General features: G+C 66.7%; 18 protein-coding genes. 6 read left to right on the plus strand and 12 right to left on the minus strand.

Annotation, left to right across the window (positions count from 1 at the left end; translation table 11 throughout):
- Nucleotides 1–34: 34 nt before the first annotated feature.
- Both RVU70_RS06995 and trpB read left to right on the plus strand, forming a co-directional pair.
- The gene (locus RVU70_RS06995; protein ID WP_363350361.1) at nt 35–688 is read left to right on the plus strand and encodes a phosphoribosylanthranilate isomerase; all 654 of its coding nucleotides are present in this window, start codon (nt 35–37) and stop codon (nt 686–688) included.
- A 192-nt stretch (nt 689–880) separates the two neighbouring features.
- Nucleotides 881–2,119, plus strand: coding sequence for a tryptophan synthase subunit beta (gene trpB, locus RVU70_RS07000; RefSeq protein WP_363350362.1), 1,239 nt, complete (start codon nt 881–883; stop codon nt 2,117–2,119).
- Between the two features lie 75 nt (nt 2,120–2,194).
- Here the strand turns inward: trpB and RVU70_RS07005 are convergent, their stop codons facing one another.
- The 7 genes from RVU70_RS07005 to RVU70_RS07035 all read right to left on the minus strand — a co-directional run bounded on the left by RVU70_RS07005 (nt 2,195) and on the right by RVU70_RS07035 (nt 10,189).
- Nucleotides 2,195–3,106, minus strand: coding sequence for a heparan-alpha-glucosaminide N-acetyltransferase (locus tag RVU70_RS07005; RefSeq protein WP_363350363.1), 912 nt, complete (start codon nt 3,104–3,106; stop codon nt 2,195–2,197).
- On the minus strand, nt 3,103–4,044 hold the full coding sequence (locus tag RVU70_RS07010; RefSeq protein WP_363351257.1) for a hypothetical protein: 942 nt from the start codon (nt 4,042–4,044) through the stop codon (nt 3,103–3,105). Before RVU70_RS07010 ends, RVU70_RS07005 begins: the two co-directional genes overlap by 4 nt.
- 73 nt (nt 4,045–4,117) lie before the next feature.
- Complete coding sequence (locus RVU70_RS07015) at nt 4,118–5,929, minus strand: hypothetical protein (RefSeq protein WP_363350364.1); 1,812 nt, start codon at nt 5,927–5,929, stop codon at nt 4,118–4,120.
- 16 nt (nt 5,930–5,945) lie between these two features.
- Nucleotides 5,946–7,499 (minus strand): hypothetical protein, encoded by a 1,554-nt coding sequence (locus tag RVU70_RS07020; protein ID WP_363350365.1) that lies wholly within the window; start codon nt 7,497–7,499, stop codon nt 5,946–5,948.
- A 43-nt stretch (nt 7,500–7,542) separates the two neighbouring features.
- Nucleotides 7,543–7,992 (minus strand): GtrA family protein, encoded by a 450-nt coding sequence (locus tag RVU70_RS07025; protein WP_363350366.1) that lies wholly within the window; start codon nt 7,990–7,992, stop codon nt 7,543–7,545.
- 2 nt (nt 7,993–7,994) lie between these two features.
- On the minus strand, nt 7,995–9,488 hold the full coding sequence (locus tag RVU70_RS07030) for an NAD(P)/FAD-dependent oxidoreductase (protein WP_363350367.1): 1,494 nt from the start codon (nt 9,486–9,488) through the stop codon (nt 7,995–7,997).
- 122 nt (nt 9,489–9,610) lie between these two features.
- Nucleotides 9,611–10,189 (minus strand): L,D-transpeptidase, encoded by a 579-nt coding sequence (locus tag RVU70_RS07035; RefSeq protein ID WP_363350368.1) that lies wholly within the window; start codon nt 10,187–10,189, stop codon nt 9,611–9,613.
- A gap of 143 nt (nt 10,190–10,332) precedes the next feature.
- Between RVU70_RS07035 and mepA the strand changes: the two genes are divergently transcribed.
- Nucleotides 10,333–11,244, plus strand: a complete 912-nt coding sequence (gene mepA, locus RVU70_RS07040) for a penicillin-insensitive murein endopeptidase (protein ID WP_363350369.1) — start codon at nt 10,333–10,335, stop codon at nt 11,242–11,244.
- Between the two features lie 7 nt (nt 11,245–11,251).
- Here mepA and msrA read toward each other — a convergent pair whose 3' ends face one another.
- Together msrA and RVU70_RS07050 are read right to left on the minus strand one after the other, a co-directional pair.
- Complete coding sequence (gene msrA, locus RVU70_RS07045; protein ID WP_363350370.1) at nt 11,252–11,902, minus strand: peptide-methionine (S)-S-oxide reductase MsrA; 651 nt, start codon at nt 11,900–11,902, stop codon at nt 11,252–11,254.
- A 22-nt stretch (nt 11,903–11,924) separates the two neighbouring features.
- Nucleotides 11,925–12,242, minus strand: a complete 318-nt coding sequence (locus RVU70_RS07050) for a hypothetical protein (protein WP_363350371.1) — start codon at nt 12,240–12,242, stop codon at nt 11,925–11,927.
- 200 nt (nt 12,243–12,442) lie between these two features.
- On the opposite strand from RVU70_RS07050, the gene RVU70_RS07055 reads away from it, so the two are divergent.
- Genes RVU70_RS07055 through RVU70_RS07065 form a run of 3 tightly spaced genes read left to right on the plus strand, consistent with a single transcriptional unit; the run spans nt 12,443 to nt 14,573 of the window.
- Nucleotides 12,443–13,894 (plus strand): M23 family metallopeptidase, encoded by a 1,452-nt coding sequence (locus RVU70_RS07055; protein ID WP_363350372.1) that lies wholly within the window; start codon nt 12,443–12,445, stop codon nt 13,892–13,894.
- Nucleotides 13,895–13,938: 44 nt separating this feature from the next.
- Nucleotides 13,939–14,178, plus strand: coding sequence for an AbrB/MazE/SpoVT family DNA-binding domain-containing protein (locus RVU70_RS07060; protein ID WP_363350373.1), 240 nt, complete (start codon nt 13,939–13,941; stop codon nt 14,176–14,178).
- On the plus strand, nt 14,178–14,573 hold the full coding sequence (locus tag RVU70_RS07065) for a PIN domain-containing protein (RefSeq protein ID WP_363350374.1): 396 nt from the start codon (nt 14,178–14,180) through the stop codon (nt 14,571–14,573). The genes RVU70_RS07060 and RVU70_RS07065 overlap by 1 nt, the downstream gene beginning before the upstream one ends.
- A 9-nt stretch (nt 14,574–14,582) precedes the next feature.
- Here the strand turns inward: RVU70_RS07065 and prfB are convergent.
- From prfB to cobS, 3 genes are all read right to left on the minus strand, one after another.
- Nucleotides 14,583–15,714 (minus strand): peptide chain release factor 2 gene (gene prfB / locus RVU70_RS07070; protein ID WP_363350376.1). Its coding sequence is split into 2 segments (ribosomal slippage): nt 14,583–15,644 and nt 15,646–15,714, totalling 1,131 coding nucleotides; the frame shifts between segments, so codons are not numbered across the junction.
- Nucleotides 15,715–15,871: 157 nt separating this feature from the next.
- Nucleotides 15,872–16,162, minus strand: a complete 291-nt coding sequence (locus RVU70_RS07075; protein ID WP_363350377.1) for a hypothetical protein — start codon at nt 16,160–16,162, stop codon at nt 15,872–15,874.
- A 15-nt stretch (nt 16,163–16,177) separates the two neighbouring features.
- Nucleotides 16,178–17,173, minus strand: coding sequence for a cobaltochelatase subunit CobS (gene cobS / locus RVU70_RS07080; protein WP_363350378.1), 996 nt, complete (start codon nt 17,171–17,173; stop codon nt 16,178–16,180).
- Between the last annotated feature and the right edge of the window lie 23 nt (nt 17,174–17,196).

A 17,196-nucleotide genomic window follows, 5' to 3' on the forward strand; every position in this document is an offset into this window, starting at 1 on the left:
CGGCCCGACGTGGATGGCCGCGGCAAGCGCGGCCATGACCCCGGACATGCCTGAGACGATCGTCAAAATCTGCGGCCTCTCGTCCCCCGAGACGCTGCTCGCCGCCATCGGGGCCGGCGCCGACATGGCGGGCTTCGTGTTCTTCGAGAAGAGCCCGCGCCATATCGATCTCGAAACCGCGCGCACGCTGGGCCTGATGGCGCAGGGGCGCATCGCCAAAGTGGCGCTGACCGTCGACGCCGGCGACTCTGCGCTGCAAGAGATCGTCGACGCGCTCGCGCCCGACATGCTGCAGCTCCATGGCAAGGAAAGCCCCGCGCGCGTCGCGGCGGCGAAGGCGCGCTTCGGGCTTCCGGTCATCAAGGCGGTCGGCGTCGCGGCGGCTGGAGACGTCGCTGCGGCGCAGGCTTATCAGGGCGTCGCCGACGTGCTGCTGTTCGACGCCAAGCCTGCCCCCGGCGCCGCTGTCCCGGGCGGCGCGGGCGTCGCCTTCGATTGGGATCTGTTGCGGGGGATCAGCGATAAGAAGTGGATGCTCTCCGGCGGCCTCGACGCCGGCAACGTCGCCGAGGCGCTGCGCCGCACCGGCGCGCCCGCCGTCGACGTGTCGTCCGGCGTCGAGCGCGAGAGGGGCGTGAAAGACTCCGCCCTGATCGAGAAATTTGTGTCCGCCGTCCGGTCGCTTTGAAATAGCGCCTGGAGGCTCTAAAGGTTCTCGCTAGAAAGAGTCGCGTCTTTCGCCCCCTCCCCAGCCCTCCCCCGCTTTGCGGGAGAGGGGGTCGGGTGTGACCTTCATGGACGCCGCGGATCGCGAGCGTTCCCGCTCCCGCGGAGCGGGGAAGGGACAGGAGGGGGCGATTCGCCAGAGAGGAACGCCCAGGTGACCAAGCCGCTTCCCAATTCCTTCCGCGCCGGCCCGGACGAGAACGGCCGCTTCGGCATTTTCGGCGGCCGTTTCGTCGCCGAGACCTTGATGCCGCTCGTGCTCGACCTCGAACAGGCCTATGCGGACGCCAAGGACGATCCGGCCTTCCACGAGGAGCTCAAGGGACTCCACAAGCATTACGTGGGACGCCCCTCGCCGCTCTATTTCGCCGAGCGCATCACCGACTATGTGCGGGAGAAGGCCGAGCCCGGCAAAGGCGCCAAGGTCTATTTCAAGCGCGACGAGCTCAATCACACCGGCGCGCACAAGATCAACAATGTGCTGGGGCAGATTCTGCTCGCGCGGCGCATGGGCAAGAAGCGCATCATCGCCGAGACGGGCGCGGGCCAGCATGGCGTCGCCACAGCGACCGCCTGCGCGCGCTTCGGCCTGCAATGCGTCGTCTATATGGGCGCAGTCGACGTCGAGCGTCAGAAGCCGAACGTCTTCCGCATGAAAATGCTCGGGGCCGAAGTCATTCCCGTGCAGTCGGGCGCGCGCACCCTGAAGGATGCGATGAACGAGGCGCTGCGCGATTGGGTGACCAATGTCGCCGACACCTTCTACTGCATCGGCACGGCCGCCGGCCCGCATCCCTATCCGGCGATGGTGCGCGACTTCCAGTCGATCATCGGCAATGAAACGCGCGTCCAGATGCAGGAGATGGAGGGGCGTCTGCCCGATTCGCTCGTCGCCTGCATCGGCGGCGGCTCCAACGCCATCGGCCTCTTCCACCCCTTCCTCGACGACCCTTCCGTCGAGATCTACGGCGTCGAGGCGGCCGGCCACGGCATTAGCGTGCCCAACGGCCACGCCGCCTCGCTCACCGGCGGCAAGCCGGGCGTGCTGCACGGCAACCGCACCTATCTCTTGATGGACGATGACGGCCAGATTCTCGAGGGCCATTCGATCTCGGCGGGCCTCGATTATCCCGGCATCGGGCCGGAGCACAGCTGGCTGCACGAGACGGGCCGCGTCACCTACATCAGCGCGACCGACAAGGAGGCGCTCGCCGCCTTCCAGCTCTGCTCCAAGCTCGAAGGCATCATACCGGCGCTCGAACCCTCGCACGCGCTCGCCAAGGTGCTCGACCTCGCGCCGCAGAAGCCCATGGATCACCTCATGGTGATGAACATGTGCGGCCGCGGCGACAAAGACATTTTCACCGTCGCCGAGCATCTCGGCGGGATGTGATCCCTGGCGGGCGTCATGGCCGGGCTTGTCCCGGCCATCAAGCCCAAGGCCAAGCGCGGCGCTGACAGGCGCCGGCTATCTGGCCATGCACCGACGCGCCATTTCCTGTAGTCGCCGCCCGCGTTCGGCGTCGTCTCGCGCCCCGTCGAGCGCCTTGCCGCTTATCGCCTCCTTTGCCGTGCAGACGCAGAAGCTGTGACAATAGGCCTGCGTCGAACCCTCATCGACGCAGCTTCTCTCGCATGCGGCGATGAAGTCGCGCGTATCCTCCGCCGGCGGCGCGACGATCAGCAGCGCCGTGAACAGGCCGAAGAGCAGCGGCTGATGCAGGAGATAGATCAGCAGGCTGTGACGGCCGAGAAAGGGCAGCGCGCTTTTCCTTCCGCGCGCGACGGGCTGGACCTTGAACGTCAACAAAGGAACGAACGCCCGCGCCGCCGCCACGCCCAGCAGCATGGCCCCCGCCCAGGGAAAGAGCGGCCGCCAATCCTGCGTCAGCGGCTCGACCGTCCCGAGGCCCAGCCATTGCAGCCAATGTGAATTGAACGCGGACGACGCGACGATGTAAGGCGCGGCGAAGAAGGCCGCGCCGGCCGCGAGCGCCGCCGACCAGGGCAGGAGCAGGAAGGGAAGCGACAGCAGACTCGCCGCCGCGATGCAATGCAGAATGCCAAAGAACACGAAGGCGCTCGGGAAAACGACGTAGGTCCCGACGCTCACCAGCGCCGCCGCCCCGGCGACGACGGCGAAGCGGCGCCAGAAGGCGTCCCAGCAAATCCCGTTGCGGTGGGCGAGAACGAGCGAGGCGCCGGCGATGAACAGAAACGCGAAGGCGATGGAATGGCCGAAGGCCTTCACCGGCGCGGACCACGGGATCGTGCGCTCGATATAGCCGAAATGCCCCAGGTCCCAGATCAGATGAAAGACGACCATCGCCAGAACGGCGAGCCCGCGCGCCGCATCGAGAGCGCCCCAGCGCGCCGTCATTTCGCCGGCGCGCCCTGGAATTTCGAGAACACCATGTCCGGCGCCGAAAGATTGTGGCGCGACGGCAGATGGCGGCCGACCCAGACTTCCGTGGCGCTGGCGCCGGGAAAGTCGATGACCGGCGCCTCCTCCCAGCCCTTGCCGCGCTTGGAGCGCCACGCGACGATGGCGGCGTCGCTCATCGTCTCCATGGCGTACATGGAGCGCAGCGCCGCGAAGGGCCGCCCGCCCGGCATGGCGTCGCTGAAGGAGATATCGAGCGTCAGCCGCTCCTGATCGATGCTTTTCAACGCCAGCCGCGCCTCGCCGCCGCGCTTGAACTTCAGGGAGAAGCTGCGTGACGCCGGATCGAAGGCGATCTCCTCGAGAGCGACCATCGGGCGTTCCTGCGTCTCCACGGGACCGACGAGGAAGGAAGAGCCATAGGCCGTCCAGCGCATATCCTCGAAGGGCAGCGGCCGCGCGCGCCAGTAGCCGTCGGGAGGATAGAAGACCATGATCTCCTCGGCGCGCTCGCGATACCACATCCAGAACTGCACCAGATGGAACCCCTGCTCGACCGTGTCGCCGACGCGGATCGGCACGTCGTTCTGCCGCCAGAAGGAGGGGAACGTATAGCCGGTCATCCAGAATTCCGGCGTCTCCCAGAAGGTGCGCCGGCGCGCCTGAGCGAAGAATTTCGGATCATGCGAGAGATCGCAGCTCGACCAGTCCGGGGCCCAGCGGTCGGAGACGATGGTGTTGATATAGGAAGGGTGCACCGCCTGGATTTGCAGGCTGCGAATCCGCGCCGAGACGAAGTCGAGTTCGATATTGTCCTTTTCGGCGCAAAGCTCGGGCACGGACCTGTTGTCGACGCGGACCTGAAGCTCGTCGAGAAGCTCCTGCGTGGAGGGTTGCGCGAGGGCGGGCGAGGCGGCGAGCGCGCCGGCGCCCATGAGAAAGCGGCGGCGATCGAATGCGGTCAAGGTTTTCGTCCCGTTTCCAAAGGTGACCGGAAAGTCGCCGTCTCTATTCCACGGGTCTGAGGGCGAAAACAAGGAGCGGCGCGCCATCCGGCGAAAGTCGCTCCAGCCAGAGGGGAGCCTCGCCGCGCTCGAGCATGGCGGCAAGCCCCGCGGGCGCGGCCGTCGCGAGCGGCGAGGGCTCGCCCGTCGCCGCGCACCACAAGACGAGCCCCGCCCCCGCCCTGCGCGCGAGACCCTCGGCCTTCTCCGGCGGGGCGAGGAAAATATCCGCGGCGATCCGGTTGCCGTGGTTGTTGCGGTGATAGGGCGCGGCGAAAACGCTGTGCGCCGTATGCGCGAGGACATGGCTGCCGAGGCTGAACGACGCAAGCACGCGGGACGGCGGCAATGTGGCGAGAAAGTCGAAGGCGTGCGGCTTCAGGCAGGCGCGCTCGCCCCCCGGCCCGGCCGCCTCGCTCGAGGACAGGGCGAGGGCGAGGCCAATGGGGGAGACGAGGGCGCAGACGACGCCGACGAGCGCGGCGCGCAGGGCGGACGCGACCTCCAAGGGCGCAAGGACGCGGACGATCGCCGCGGCCAGCGGCGCCATGGCCAGCGGGGTCGCCGAGGAGAAGACGCGTATCTGCCACATCCCGGCGGCGAGGCCGACGCCGATGGCGCCGGCGACGAGGAGCCAGCGCCGGCGCGCCAGCCCGTGGGCGAACCCGGCAAAGGCGAGGGCGCAGCAAAGCCCCAGGGCGACAGGCAGGGCGACGGCGACAGAGGCGCCCGGGCTCTTTGCGAAGATGGAGGAGAGCGACAGCGCCTCGGTCACATGGGCGAGCCAAAGCTGCCGCAGCAAAGGATCGAGGCCGCCGAGCGGATCGCCCAGACAGTGCGGCGCGACGAGGAGCGGTCCGGCGAGACTGGCCGCGCCCGCGACGAGGAGGACGCCCGCGCGGGCGCGGGCGGTCGCGAGCTGCGGCGCAAGCGCCGCCAGGACGAGGAGGGCGAGGCCGCCGGCGAGGATCGCCGCGAGATGCACGATCGAAAATGCGTCGCAGGCCAGCTGCAGATAGGCGGCGCGCGGGACGGTCGCGACGTAAAGCGCCGGGAAGGCGACGAGCGCGCCGGCGGCGAAGCAAAGGAGCTGGGCGCGCGCCGCCGCGCCGTCGCGGACGAACAGCAGCGCCGGCGCAGACGCCATCACAATGAAAAAGGGCAAGTTCTCCAGGCTGATCGCCAGGGACAGCGCCATCAACGCGGCGCAGACGGCGAGGCGCGGCGCCTGGCGCGGGTCGAGGCCCTGCAGCAGGAAACACAGCGCCGCCAGGAGCGTTACGATCTGGGGCGCGTGATGGTCGATACGGCCGGGCGCAAACTGGAGGAACATGGGGCCGGAGAGCGCCGTCAGCCAGATCGCCGCATGACGCGTCGCCGCGCCTGACAGGAGCGCGGCGAGCCAACCCGCAAGCGCGAGAAGCGCGGCGAGAAGCGCGAAGGGAAAAACGAGGCGCGTCGCGCGCTCGGCGAATTCGGGGGAGAGGAAGGCGCGGAAAGCGAGAGTCAAACCGGCGAGCGGAACGTCGACGACGCGCGACCAGTGCGTGATCTGGCCCGATGGCGGATCGAGCCGATAGGCGGTGAGATCGAACCAGCCCTGGCCGGCGAGAAAGTCGCGCAGCTGAACGGCGCGCATGGCGTCGTCGGAGTCGAAAAAAGCGCCGGCGCCCCAGACCGCCTCGATCTGTGGAAAGACGAGCAGCGCCGCGCAGGAAAGCAGGGCTGCAATCATAAGGACGGAGAGGGAGCGGTCCCCGCCAGATGACACGCGGGGGGATTCGCTCGGATTGCCGGTCGGCGCGGATGCAAGCATGATCGACCTTCTTCGCCTATTTCCCCTCCATGAGCGCAAAGCCCGGCCAACATTGGCGCTGCTCGATCTCCAACCGGCGCCCCTGCGTGCTGACGAGCCAGGCCGGCGCTTTCTCGACATGCGCGAGATAATTGGAGGGCAGCGGATAGGAAAGAATTTTGCCGGTCGCCGTCAGCAGATTGCAGTCGTTGATTTCATACGGCGGATCGGAAAGCGCGCGCCTGATTTCCATCGTGGCGGTCATCGCGGACGCCATCACGATCGCCAGCGTCGCGACTGCATAGGCGCGGCGACCGTCGATCAGGCGCGGCGCCACCTCCGCAAAGATGACCCCGAGTAGGAACATCGGCGTCAAAATCCCACGCATCGCCATCTCATTGTCGAGCGACGTCGCGCCGAACCGATAGAGAGGAAAAAGAACGAGGATGACGCCAACGGCGAAAAAGGTCGGTTTGAGCCGATCGGGGATTTCCTTTCGCGCCAGCAGCAACAGCCATAACTGAGGAAGGCCGAAGACAAGCGCCAGCGGATACCAGAGGAAGAAGCTCTGTTTCTCGAAAAGCCAGCCCCTACTGAGCGTCGCCGCGTCGAGAGAGAAATAGGCGAGAAGCGGCAGCATGAAAGCGCCCCCCAGCGCTGCGACCGCCGTGCGTGGTCGCAAGAGCGCCGGAGAGAGACTTTTCCAGCCGGCGGCCAGAAGCAGGGGCGCCGCGCCGATCAACGAAAGCGGCGACCAGAACAACAGGATAATCGAACTGATCGCCAAGATTGCAATATCGATTTCCCGTCCCATGCGGAGGAGGCATAACGTCCCGATCATCCAGCCGGAGAAAGCGTGGTTGGGGGCCCAAAAGAGTTGAGGCAGCTGCGCCCAAAACGAAGCCAACGGGTTCCAGAACATGAAGTGCGGGTGAACGACCTCACCCTTCAACAGACATTGGACCAGCTGCGGGACGGCGTCCATCGGACCGGACATGAGGAAGAGCGCCAGGAAACGCAGCTTCAATCCACTGGTGAGAGAGGCGAGCAGATAAAAAATCGCGCCGAACAGGAACGCATTCTGCAAGAGCAGGGCGAGATGCGCGGCCCTGAGCCCATAGGCCCAGCCGATCGCCGCCGGCGCCATATACATGGCAAGCGGCGCGCGCAAGACGAAATCCGCGCCCTGATAGCGATAAAGCACCGGGAACTTGTTGTTGACGAGATCGGCGAGCACCGCGTCGCGCGTGTACCAATCCCATGTGGCGTAGAAGAGATGGTCTTCGCCGCCCAGCAGGCAAAGCGCAAGGCTTATCGCCAGACAGCCTGCGTAAAGCGAGAAATCGAGCGGCGCGGAAAGGCGTTCGCCGGGCGCCCAACCCCAGAGGATCAGGGCGGCGATGAGAGCCCCGCCCGTCAACAGGCTCGCGGCGGCGAGTGGTTGCAGGAAAATCGCGAAGATGGCGATCGGCGCCAAAGCGCAAAGCAGGGTCGCCTTGACGAGGCCGGCGTTGCTTACGCGTAGCCGCCGCAGCGTCGCCGGGCGCTCGAGGTCCGGCCAGGGACGTTCCCGTGAGACAATATCGCTCATCGCAAGCACTCGTCGAAAAGGGTCGCGTCCCAGCCAGAGCGTTTCAAGGCGCCGTCTTGAACAGCAGGCTGCGGCGCGAGACGAAATTGAACAGGAACACCACGCCGGCCGTCGCCGCCTTCGCGATTGTCAGCGGGAAGGCGAGGCGCGCCACGAAAAGATGCATGAGGCCCTCGGTCAGCAGCAGGCCGACGACGCCGGTCGTGAAGAAACCGACGACTTCGACGTGCGGCGCGCGCCGGCGCCTTCCCTCGAAGACGTAGCGGACACTGAGCGAATAGATCAGCGCGAGTCCGGCGAGAAAGCCCGCCGCGGCGGCGTGCAGATAATCGACGCCGAAGCTTTTCGTCAGGATCATGAGGACGCCGTAATCCAGCGCGAGCGCCCCCAGGCTCGCCGCCCCGTAACGAAACATGTCGCGCAGGAACCGCAGGAGTCGCGCCGGCGCGAAGCGTGTGGAAAGCGCCCCTTGGGCGTCGGCGAAAGGCGACATGGTCACGCCACCCTGCGCGGAACCAGGCGCTCGCTCGACAGCGCTTCCTCCGCCCCCGAGACGCCGGCCTCGGAATATTCGGCGTCCTCGTTGACCTGCCAGACGTCGAAAAGCTCTTCGTCGCGGACGACGTTGAGCGCGGCGAGCATGCCGGTCATCATCGCGTGGTCCTGATTATTGTATTTGTGCATCCCGTTGCGGCCGATCGGATGCAGCGTGGGAAAGCGCGTCGCGATCTCGCGGCGAATGGCCTCGACGTTTTGCGCGTAAGCCTCGTCATAAACGGGATAGGCCTTCGCCTGACGCACGACGCAGGCGTCGGTCACGTCGTCGGGCGCCATCAAGCCGATCTGCCCGATCTCGCGCTTGGCGAGGTCAATCAGGTCTTCGTCGCGCGCCGACCAGAGGCCGTCGCCCTCGAAGCAAAAATATTCGAGGCCGAGGCAGGTGGAGACCCCGTCGGGGATCATCTCCGGCGACCAGCTGCGAAAATTCTGCACGCGCCCAACCTTCACCGAAGGATCGTGAATGTAGATCCAGTTGTCGGGCAACTCCTGCTGCGGCCGGCCGATCAGCACCACAGTGAGAAAGTCGCGATAGGCGAGCGCGCGCGCGTTGAAGAGGCTCAAGGGCGTCGGCGTGATCGCGTTCACGAGATCGCGCAGCGGCGCCGAAGACATCACATGGCGGGCGTGGAAAACCTCGATCGCGCCAGTGCTGTCCGTCGCGCTCACCGTCCAGAGCTTCGCGCTCTCGTCATAGGCGAGCGACTCGACGCGGCGCCCCATCAACAACCGGCCGCCCATGTCCTGCATCTTGCGGGCGCAGGCGTCCCACATCATGCCGGGACCGCGGCGCGGATATCGGAAGGATTCGATCAGGGTCTTCGCGCCTGGCTCCCCGCCCCGGCGCAGGCCGAGCGAGCGGCGCAGGCCGTCGGCGATCGCCGCGCCGAGCGAGAGGCCCTTGATGCGCTGCGCCGCCCAATCGGCGGAAATCTCGTCGCAGCCCATGCCCCACACTTTTTCCGTGTAGGTCTTGAAGAAAATGCCGAAGAGCCGCTCGCCGAACTGATTGCGCACCCACGCGTGGAAGGTGCGCGGCGATTTGACGGGAAAGGCTTTCGCATAGGCGAAGGAGGCCATGCAGAGGGCGCTCTCGACGAGGCCGAGATTTTTGAGCGCCTCGAAGGCTTTCAGCGGATAGGCGTAAAACTTGCCCCGGTAGTAGATGCGCGAGAGACGCGGCCTTTCGAGAAAATCATCCGGCAGGATTTCGTTCCAGAGATCGACGATCTCCTTCGACTTCGAAAAGAAGCGATGGCCGCCGATGTCGAACAGAAAGCCCTTGTAGCTCGCCGTGCGGGAGATGCCGCCGACATAGACCGGGTCCTGCTCCAGCACGAGCGCGCCGCGCCCCTGCTTCGCCAAAGTGTAGGCCGCGGTGAGGCCCGCCGGGCCCGCGCCGATGATGATCGTCTCGATGATGTCGCCCATGCTGGCCCTGAGGGCCTCGCGATTGACGCCGAGGCCGCTGTTCCCCGCGGAGCCACAATGGCTACGCTCCAGCCTTACTCTGGGCAGTCAAGGTTAAGACAAGCTTACGCTTCGGGCCGCTTTCAGTAGAACGGCAGCATGGGATGCGCCTGCCAGCCGCGCACGGTCCCGCGCGGGAGATGGCGAAGCGGCGCATAGGCGAGGGCATGGCCATGGCCGTGACGCAGGCTGGCGTAGCGGGCGGCGTTGGGACGCTGCGTCTTGGCGTAGCGGGTGGCGCGCGCCGGCGGCGCGCCGGTGATCGAAATGCTGCCGCCCTCGGCCTGCACGATCTCATAGAGGCGTTTCGCGTTCCCCGGCGAAAGGCGGACGCAGCCATGCGACGCCGGCCGGCCGAGAGCGCCCGTGGCATAGGTGCCGTGGATGGCGTAGCCGCCTCGGAAAAAGATCGAGTAAGGCATTGGCGACATGTGGTATTTTCGTGAATAATGCATGAGCTGCATGCCGGTCGGGGCATAGGAGCCGCGCGGCGTGTAATAGCCGGCGCGGGCGGTCGAGACCGGCCAGACATAGCTGCCCGCGCCGGACTCGACGCGCATGGTCTGGGTCGAAAGATCGATGTGAATATTGGCGGTGGCGTGGGCGGCGCCGAGCGAGGCGAAGAGCGCGGCCAGCACGAAAAAGACAAGTTTGAAACGCATGAGAGACGCTCCGACACAATACTTATTGCCGAGATTGTGGCGCCCCCGCGCGCAGCCGGCAATATAAATGAAACGTTAGGGTTGACGCTGGACGATGGCGTCGCCTGCGGACGTCTAGCAACAGGCTCAACGGCACGATCACCATGCGCGCATCGACACTCGCGATCTTTCTAGCGGCGATGGGGATTTTCGCCGCTGCGGCGCTCGCCCAGGAAAAAGGCACGCTCGATCCCAAGCCTTTGCCGCCGCTCGCGCATCCCTCCGACCCCGGGACGCCGGCCAAGGAGCTGTTCGGACGCGCGCAGGACGGCGCGCCGCTCGACCCCAATCCCATCGGCTTCTATTCGCGCGGATGTCTCGCGGGCGGCGAGCAGCTGCCGTTCAACGGACCGCACTGGCAGGTCATGCGCTTGTCGCGCAACCGCAACTGGGGTCATCCGGTCCTCGTCAATTTTCTCGAGCGTTTCTCGGCCAAGGCGGCGCAGGCCTCCGGCTGGCCGGGCCTCTTGATCGGCGACATGTCGCAGCCGCGCGGCGGCCCCATGCTCACGGGCCACGCCTCGCATCAGATCGGGCTGGACGCGGACATCTGGCTCACGCCCATGCCGCAACGCGAGCTGACGCGCGCCGAGCGCGAGGAAATGTCGGCGACGGACGTCGTGCGCGAGGACCTGCTCGACATCCGGCCGGACGTGTGGAGCGAAGGGCATTTCGCCGTGATCCGCGCCGCCGCCCTGGAGCCCAGGGTGCAGCGGATCTTCGTCAATCCGGCGATCAAGCGGGCCTTGTGCCGCGCCGCCGAGGGCGAATCCTGGATGCGCAAGGTGCGACCCATGTGGGGGCACAATTACCATTTCCACGTGCGACTGTTTTGCCCCGACGGGTCGAGCTGCAAGGACCAGGACGCGACGCCCACCGGCGACGGCTGCGACCAGTCGCTCGCCTGGTGGTTCACCGACGAGGCGTTGCACCCCAAGAAGTCGGGCAAGTCCTGGCCGCCGATGACCATGGCCGCGCTGCCGGACGCCTGTCGGGCGGTGCTGAAGGCGCAGTGACTCCGCGTCAGGCTCCGCCGGCGCCGACCGGGCAGGACACGCCGGTGCCGCCGAGCCCGCAATAGCCGCCGGGATTTTTGGCGAGATATTGCTGATGGTAGGCTTCGGCGTAATAGAAGGGCGGCGCCTGTTTGATCTCGGTTGTGATCGCGCCGTAGCCGGCCCCCGTCAATACGCGTTGGTACTCCGCCCGTGAGGCCTCGGCGGCCGCCAGCTGCTCGGGGTTCGAGACGTAAATCGCCGAGCGGTATTGCGTCCCGACGTCATTGCCCTGCCGCATCCCCTGGGTCGGATCGTGACTTTCCCAAAAAAGCTTCAGAAGCTGCTCGAACGAGATCGCCGTTGGGAAATAGACGACGCGCACGACCTCGGCGTGACCGGTGCGTCCGGAACAGACGTCCTCATAGGTGGGGTTTTTCGTCGTCCCGCCGGCATAGCCGACCGCCGTGACATAGACGGCCTCCCCCGCCTGCCAGAATTTGCGCTCGGCCCCCCAGAAGCAGCCCAGGCCGAACAACGCCTCCTGCGTCCCGACCGGAAACGGCGGGTCGAGCGGATGGCCGTTCACAAAATGCCGGGCGCCATGTGGAACAGGCGTCTCGCGGTCCGGCAGGGGAGCGAGTCGGCGGGCGAGGTCGAGCTTGTCGAAAAGAGCCATGCCAGAAGAGATAAGCGCGGTTTCAGCGGCGCCAATAGCGATTGGCGGCTTCCTGCTTGTGGCTGAAGACAATGAGCAGCGCGCCGACGCCGCCGAGGGTGACGCTGACCGGCAGCAGCATCGCCGTCGACATGACCGAATCCCACAGGAAAGCGGATTTCCCGGCGAGACTCGTTTCGACCGAGCGATAAAGCGCGGGCACGGCCTCGGCGAGCCCCTTGCGCAGCGTGGTGACCAGCAACTGGCCGCCGGCGATCGAGCGGGTGCCGTCGACGATGAGGGCGATGAACCCCCCCGCCAGCAGCAGCAGACCGAGAAAACGGGTCAGAAGGCGCAGCATATCTTCAAAACCATTGGCTCCAGAAACCATAAGCGCCAGGCCCGCGACTGTCTACGCCTTGCACACGCCTTGAGCAGAAGCTCGGCTTTTTGTCGAAGCATTAACCCTAATGGTTTTCTTATTGCGCTTGGAGTGAGGGGCGATCGAGCGGCGCGAACGTCCCGTCGGACTGAGGGAGCCAGGGCTCCGCGGGTAGGATCATGGGTTATCGCGAGCAGCACCGTTTCGTCGACGCGTCGGGCGACATTATTCTCGAAGTCTCGCGCGGCCATCGCCGCCGCCGCTATCGTCTCTCGCGGGGGCTCTGCGCCGCCGGCGGCGGACTCGTCCTTCTGTTCGCCGCGGCGGTGCTCGGCGCCGCCGGCTATCTGATGTTTCACGACAGGCTTCTCGCCGGCCTGATCGAGCGTCAGACGCGCATGCAATATGCTTACGAAGACCGCATCGCCGCGTTGCGCCTGCGCCTCGATCAGCTGGCGAGCCGGCAAATCATCGATCAGGACGGAGTCGAGGGGAAGGTGCAGAGCCTCGTCCTGCGTCAGGCGCAACTCGAAACGCGCGCCGCCGTTGTCGCGCGCCTCGTCGAGGGCGCCCTCGCCCGAGACGCGGGCGTGACCATGATCGCCCCGACCGGTCGCGCCGAGGGGCGCGCGGCCAAAGGGCCGGCCGCCCTCGCGGGGACCGTAGACGCCGGTCCCCATGCCGCGCAGGCGCCGGCGAAAGCCGCCGAGCCGGCCAAGCCAGAGCCGGAGGGGCTCGAACTGAGGCTTGGCGACGAGCCGAAGCCGGTTCCGCTGCCGCCCCCGCCGGCGACGCCGAAGCGCGAGCGCGTCACGCCCGTCGACGTGTCGTTCGCCGCGCCGGACGCGTCTATGGCCGAGGCGCGCGATCCCGGCGCGCCGTTGCCTGTGCGGCTGGAACGCCTCGCCTTGTCGCTCGACCGCGTCGAGCGCGAACAGACGCGCCGGCTGTCCGGCATTCTGCGGCCGGCGATGGAAGAGGCCTCACGGCTGCGCGAAGCCTTCGACATGGCCGGCGTCCCGGTGGAGCGGCTGATCGGCGGGACGGGCGCGCGGGACGGCGGCAAGCCGCGGCGCAGGGAAGCGACCGCCGTTGGCGGCCCCTTCGTCGCCGCTCCCGCAGCGGAGGCAGACGGGCTGTTCGAACGCCATCTCGCCGCCGCCCAAACGGCCGTCGCGACGCTCGACGGATTGCGCCGCGCGCTTCCCCTCGCCCCGCTGCGCAAGCCGCTCGCCGGCCCGTTGCAGCTCACCTCCGCCTTCGGCTATCGCACCGACCCCTTCTTCGGGAGGCTCGCGCTGCACAGCGGGGTCGATCTGCGCGAGGAGGAAGGCGCGCAGGTCAGAGCCACGGCCGCGGGCGTCGTCACGGTCGCCGGGCCGCAGGGGGGCTATGGCAATCTGGTCGAGATCGACCATGGCGGCGGCATGTCGACCCGCTACGGCCATCTCTCGGTCATCAGCGTCACGCCCGGCCAGCAGGTGTCGCCCGGCGCCGGCGTCGGCAGGGTGGGCTCGACCGGGCGCTCCACCGGGCCGCATCTGCACTATGAGGTGCGCCTGGACGGCGAGGCGGTGGATCCAGCGCGCTTCCTGAGAGCCGCCTCGGCGCTCGGCGGCGTTCTTCAGTAGATACGAGTATTGACAAGCCAAGCGGCGGGTGGGACTCTCCCGCCATGGCGACGACAAAGGTCTTTCGATCCGGCAACAGTCTCGCGGTGCGCCTGCCGCGGGACATCGCGCCGCCCGAGGGCGCCGAGGTCGTGGTGACGCGCCAGGGCGAGAGCCTTCTCGTCTCCCCTGCCCGCCTCGACATGTCGACGCTGGTCGCGCGGCTGGGACGGGGGCCCGCGCCGGGACCGCTGGACCGGCCGGCGTTCAAGCCGCCGAAGCGGAACTGGCCGGAGGCCGACTGATGGCGCGCTACCTGCTCGACGCCACGACGCTCTTCGCGGCGGCGAGCGGCGAGGCGGCGACGCTGGCGCGGCTCGCGCGGCTTCCGATCGGCGAGGTGGCGATCCCCGCCCTCGTCTACGCCGAGTTACTCGGCGCCGCGGCGGCGGCCGGCAAAAATGCGCGTCTTGCGGAAAATCTCAACCTGATCGCCCAGAACCTCGACATCTTGCCGTTCGATCGCAGGGCGGCGGAGGCCTATGGCGCGCTGCTGCGGGAGATCGAGCCCAAACGGCGGCGCATGCTCGACCGCCTGACCGCCGCGCAAGCCATCGCCGAGGACCGCACGCTCGCGACCCTCGCGCCGGAGGATTTCGCCGATCTTCCCGGCCTCTCGCTCGAAAGCTGGACGCCCTGACGGGGGCCCTTACTCCACGTCTTCGACCGACTCCGGACCGCCGCCGTAGATGCGCTGGGCGAGCGAGGCCTGCATGAAGTCGTCGAGATCGCCGTCGAGCACCTCCGCGGGCGTGCCGGAGGTCACGCCGGTGCGCAGATCCTTCACCAGCTGATAGGGCTGCAGCACATAGGAGCGGATCTGGTGGCCCCAGCCGATGTCGGTCTTGCTGGCGGCGACCTTGTTGGCCTCCGCCTCGCGCTTTTCGATCTCCAGCTCGTAGAGCCGCGCGCGCAGCATGTTCCAGGCCGTGGCGCGGTTCTTGTGCTGCGAACGCTCGGCCTGACAGGCGACGACAATGCCGGTCGGGAGATGCGTGATACGGATCGCCGAGTCCGTCGTATTGACGTGCTGACCGCCCGCGCCGGATGATCTATACGTGTCTATACGGCAATCGGATTCATTGACGTTGATTTCGATGCGATCGTCGACCACCGGAAAGACCCAGACCGACGCAAAGCTCGTATGCCGCCTGGCGTTTGAGTCGAACGGCGAGATGCGCACGAGCCGGTGCACGCCCGATTCGGTCTTCGCCCAGCCATGGGCGTTGTGGCCCTTGACCAGCAGCGTGCCCGACTTGATGCCAGCCTCTTCGCCCGCCGTCTCCTCGATCACCTCGACCTTGAATTTCTTGCGCTCGGCCCAGCGGGCGTACATGCGAAACAGCATGCGCGCCCAGTCCTGGCTTTCGGTGCCGCCGGCGCCGGAGTGGATTTCGATGAAGGTGTCGTTCCCGTCGGCCTCGCCCGAGAACAGCGCCTCGACCTGGCGAAGCTGCGCCTCCTTGAGCACGGCCTTGAGGGCGTCGACGCCCTCCTTTTCGGTGGCGGCGTCGCCCGCCTCCTCGCCCAGTTCGACGAGGGTGAGCGCGTCCTCGAGATCGCGCGTGAGCTTGTCGAGCGCCCCCATCTGCTCCTCGAGCTGGGTGCGTTCGCGCATCAGCTTTTGCGCTTCTTCGGGATCGTTCCAGAAATTCGGGTCTTCGGCCTTGACGTTCAGTTCGGCGAGACGGCGGGTTGCGGTCTCGACGTCAAAGATGCCTCCTCAGCAGTCCCATGGACTGCTCGATCTGTTCTTTGAGCGCAAGCGGCTCGGCGCGCATGGGACTTGTTCTTTCAATTGAAACCGGAAGCGGGCGCCCCCGTTGAAGTGCGCGGAAATTAGGCTGCGCGCGGCGCTCTGTAAAGCGCAGGGTCCGACCTTATGCGTCGGAAACCCCGACTTTCTGCTCCAGCCGCCGCACGCGGCCTTCGAGATCGCTAAATCAGCGCGCCGTGGCCGAGCACGGCCGAGCGATATTCCACCACCGCGCGCCGCAACCCGGCGACCTGTTCGCGCGTCGCCTTGTGCTCCGCCTCGTTCTTCGCCTGCATGGCCAGAAGGTCCGAGGCGACGTCGGCGCGCAGCGAATGCATGTCGCTTTTCATCTCGTCGCGCAGAGCGTTCATCTCGCTTCTGAGTTGCGCGTGCGAATCGGCGATTTCCGCGCGCATCACGCGCAGTTGCTGCAGCACGAGGTTTTCTGGTCCGTCCGCCATGCCCTGCAGCATATAGACAAGGCTCCGCTATGTCATCACCACATTCACCGCGCTCTCCGGCAACTCCTTGCCGAAGCAGCGCTGGTAGAATTCCGCCACCAGCGGCCGCTCCAGCTCGTCGCATTTGTTGAGGAAGGTGAGGCGGAAGGCGAAGCCGACGTCGTTGAAGATTTCCGCGTTCTCGGCCCAGGTGATGACCGTGCGCGGGCTCATGACGGTGGAGAGGTCTCCGGCCATGAAGGCGTTGCGGGTCAGATCGGCGACGCGGACCATCTTGTTGGCCACGTCGCGCCCCTCCTTGGTGGCGCCATAGGACTTGACCTTCGAGGTAACGATGTTGGTCTCGGCGTCATGCGGCAGATAATTGAGCGTCGTCACGATCGACCAGCGGTCCATCTGCGCCTGATTGATCTGCTGCACGCCGTGATAAAGGCCGGAGGTGTCGCCGAGCCCCACCGTATTGGCGGTGGCGAAGAGGCGGAAGGCCGGATGCGGACGGATGACCCGATTCTGGTCGAGCAACGTCAGACGCCCCGAGACTTCCAGCACGCGCTGAATCACGAACATCACGTCGGGCCGGCCGGCGTCATATTCGTCGAAGCAGAGGGCCACATTATGCTGCACGGCCCAGGGCAGGATGCCGTCGCGGAACTCCGTGACCTGCTTGCCGTCCTTGAGCACGATCGCATCCTTGCCGACGAGGTCGATGCGGGAGATGTGGCTGTCGAGGTTGACGCGCACGAACGGCCAGTTGAGCCGCGCGGCCACCTGCTCGATGTGCGTCGATTTGCCGGTGCCGTGATAGCCCGTCACCATGACGCGGCGGTTCTTGGCGAAGCCGGCGAGAATGGCGAGCGTCGTCTGCCGGTCGAAGAGATAATCCGGGTCGACGTCGGGGGCATGTTCGTTTCGCTCGGAGAAGGCCGGGACCACGAGATCCGTGTCGATCCCGAAAACCTGACGCGCCGAAACCTTGATGTCCGGCGTGCTCTCGAGCCCCGAGCCATTGACTGTATCGACCAAAATCTTCCTCCGTCTGGCGGCGC

Source organism: Methylocystis echinoides, assembly GCF_040687965.1.
GTDB classification, from domain to species: domain Bacteria; phylum Pseudomonadota; class Alphaproteobacteria; order Rhizobiales; family Beijerinckiaceae; genus Methylocystis; species Methylocystis echinoides_A.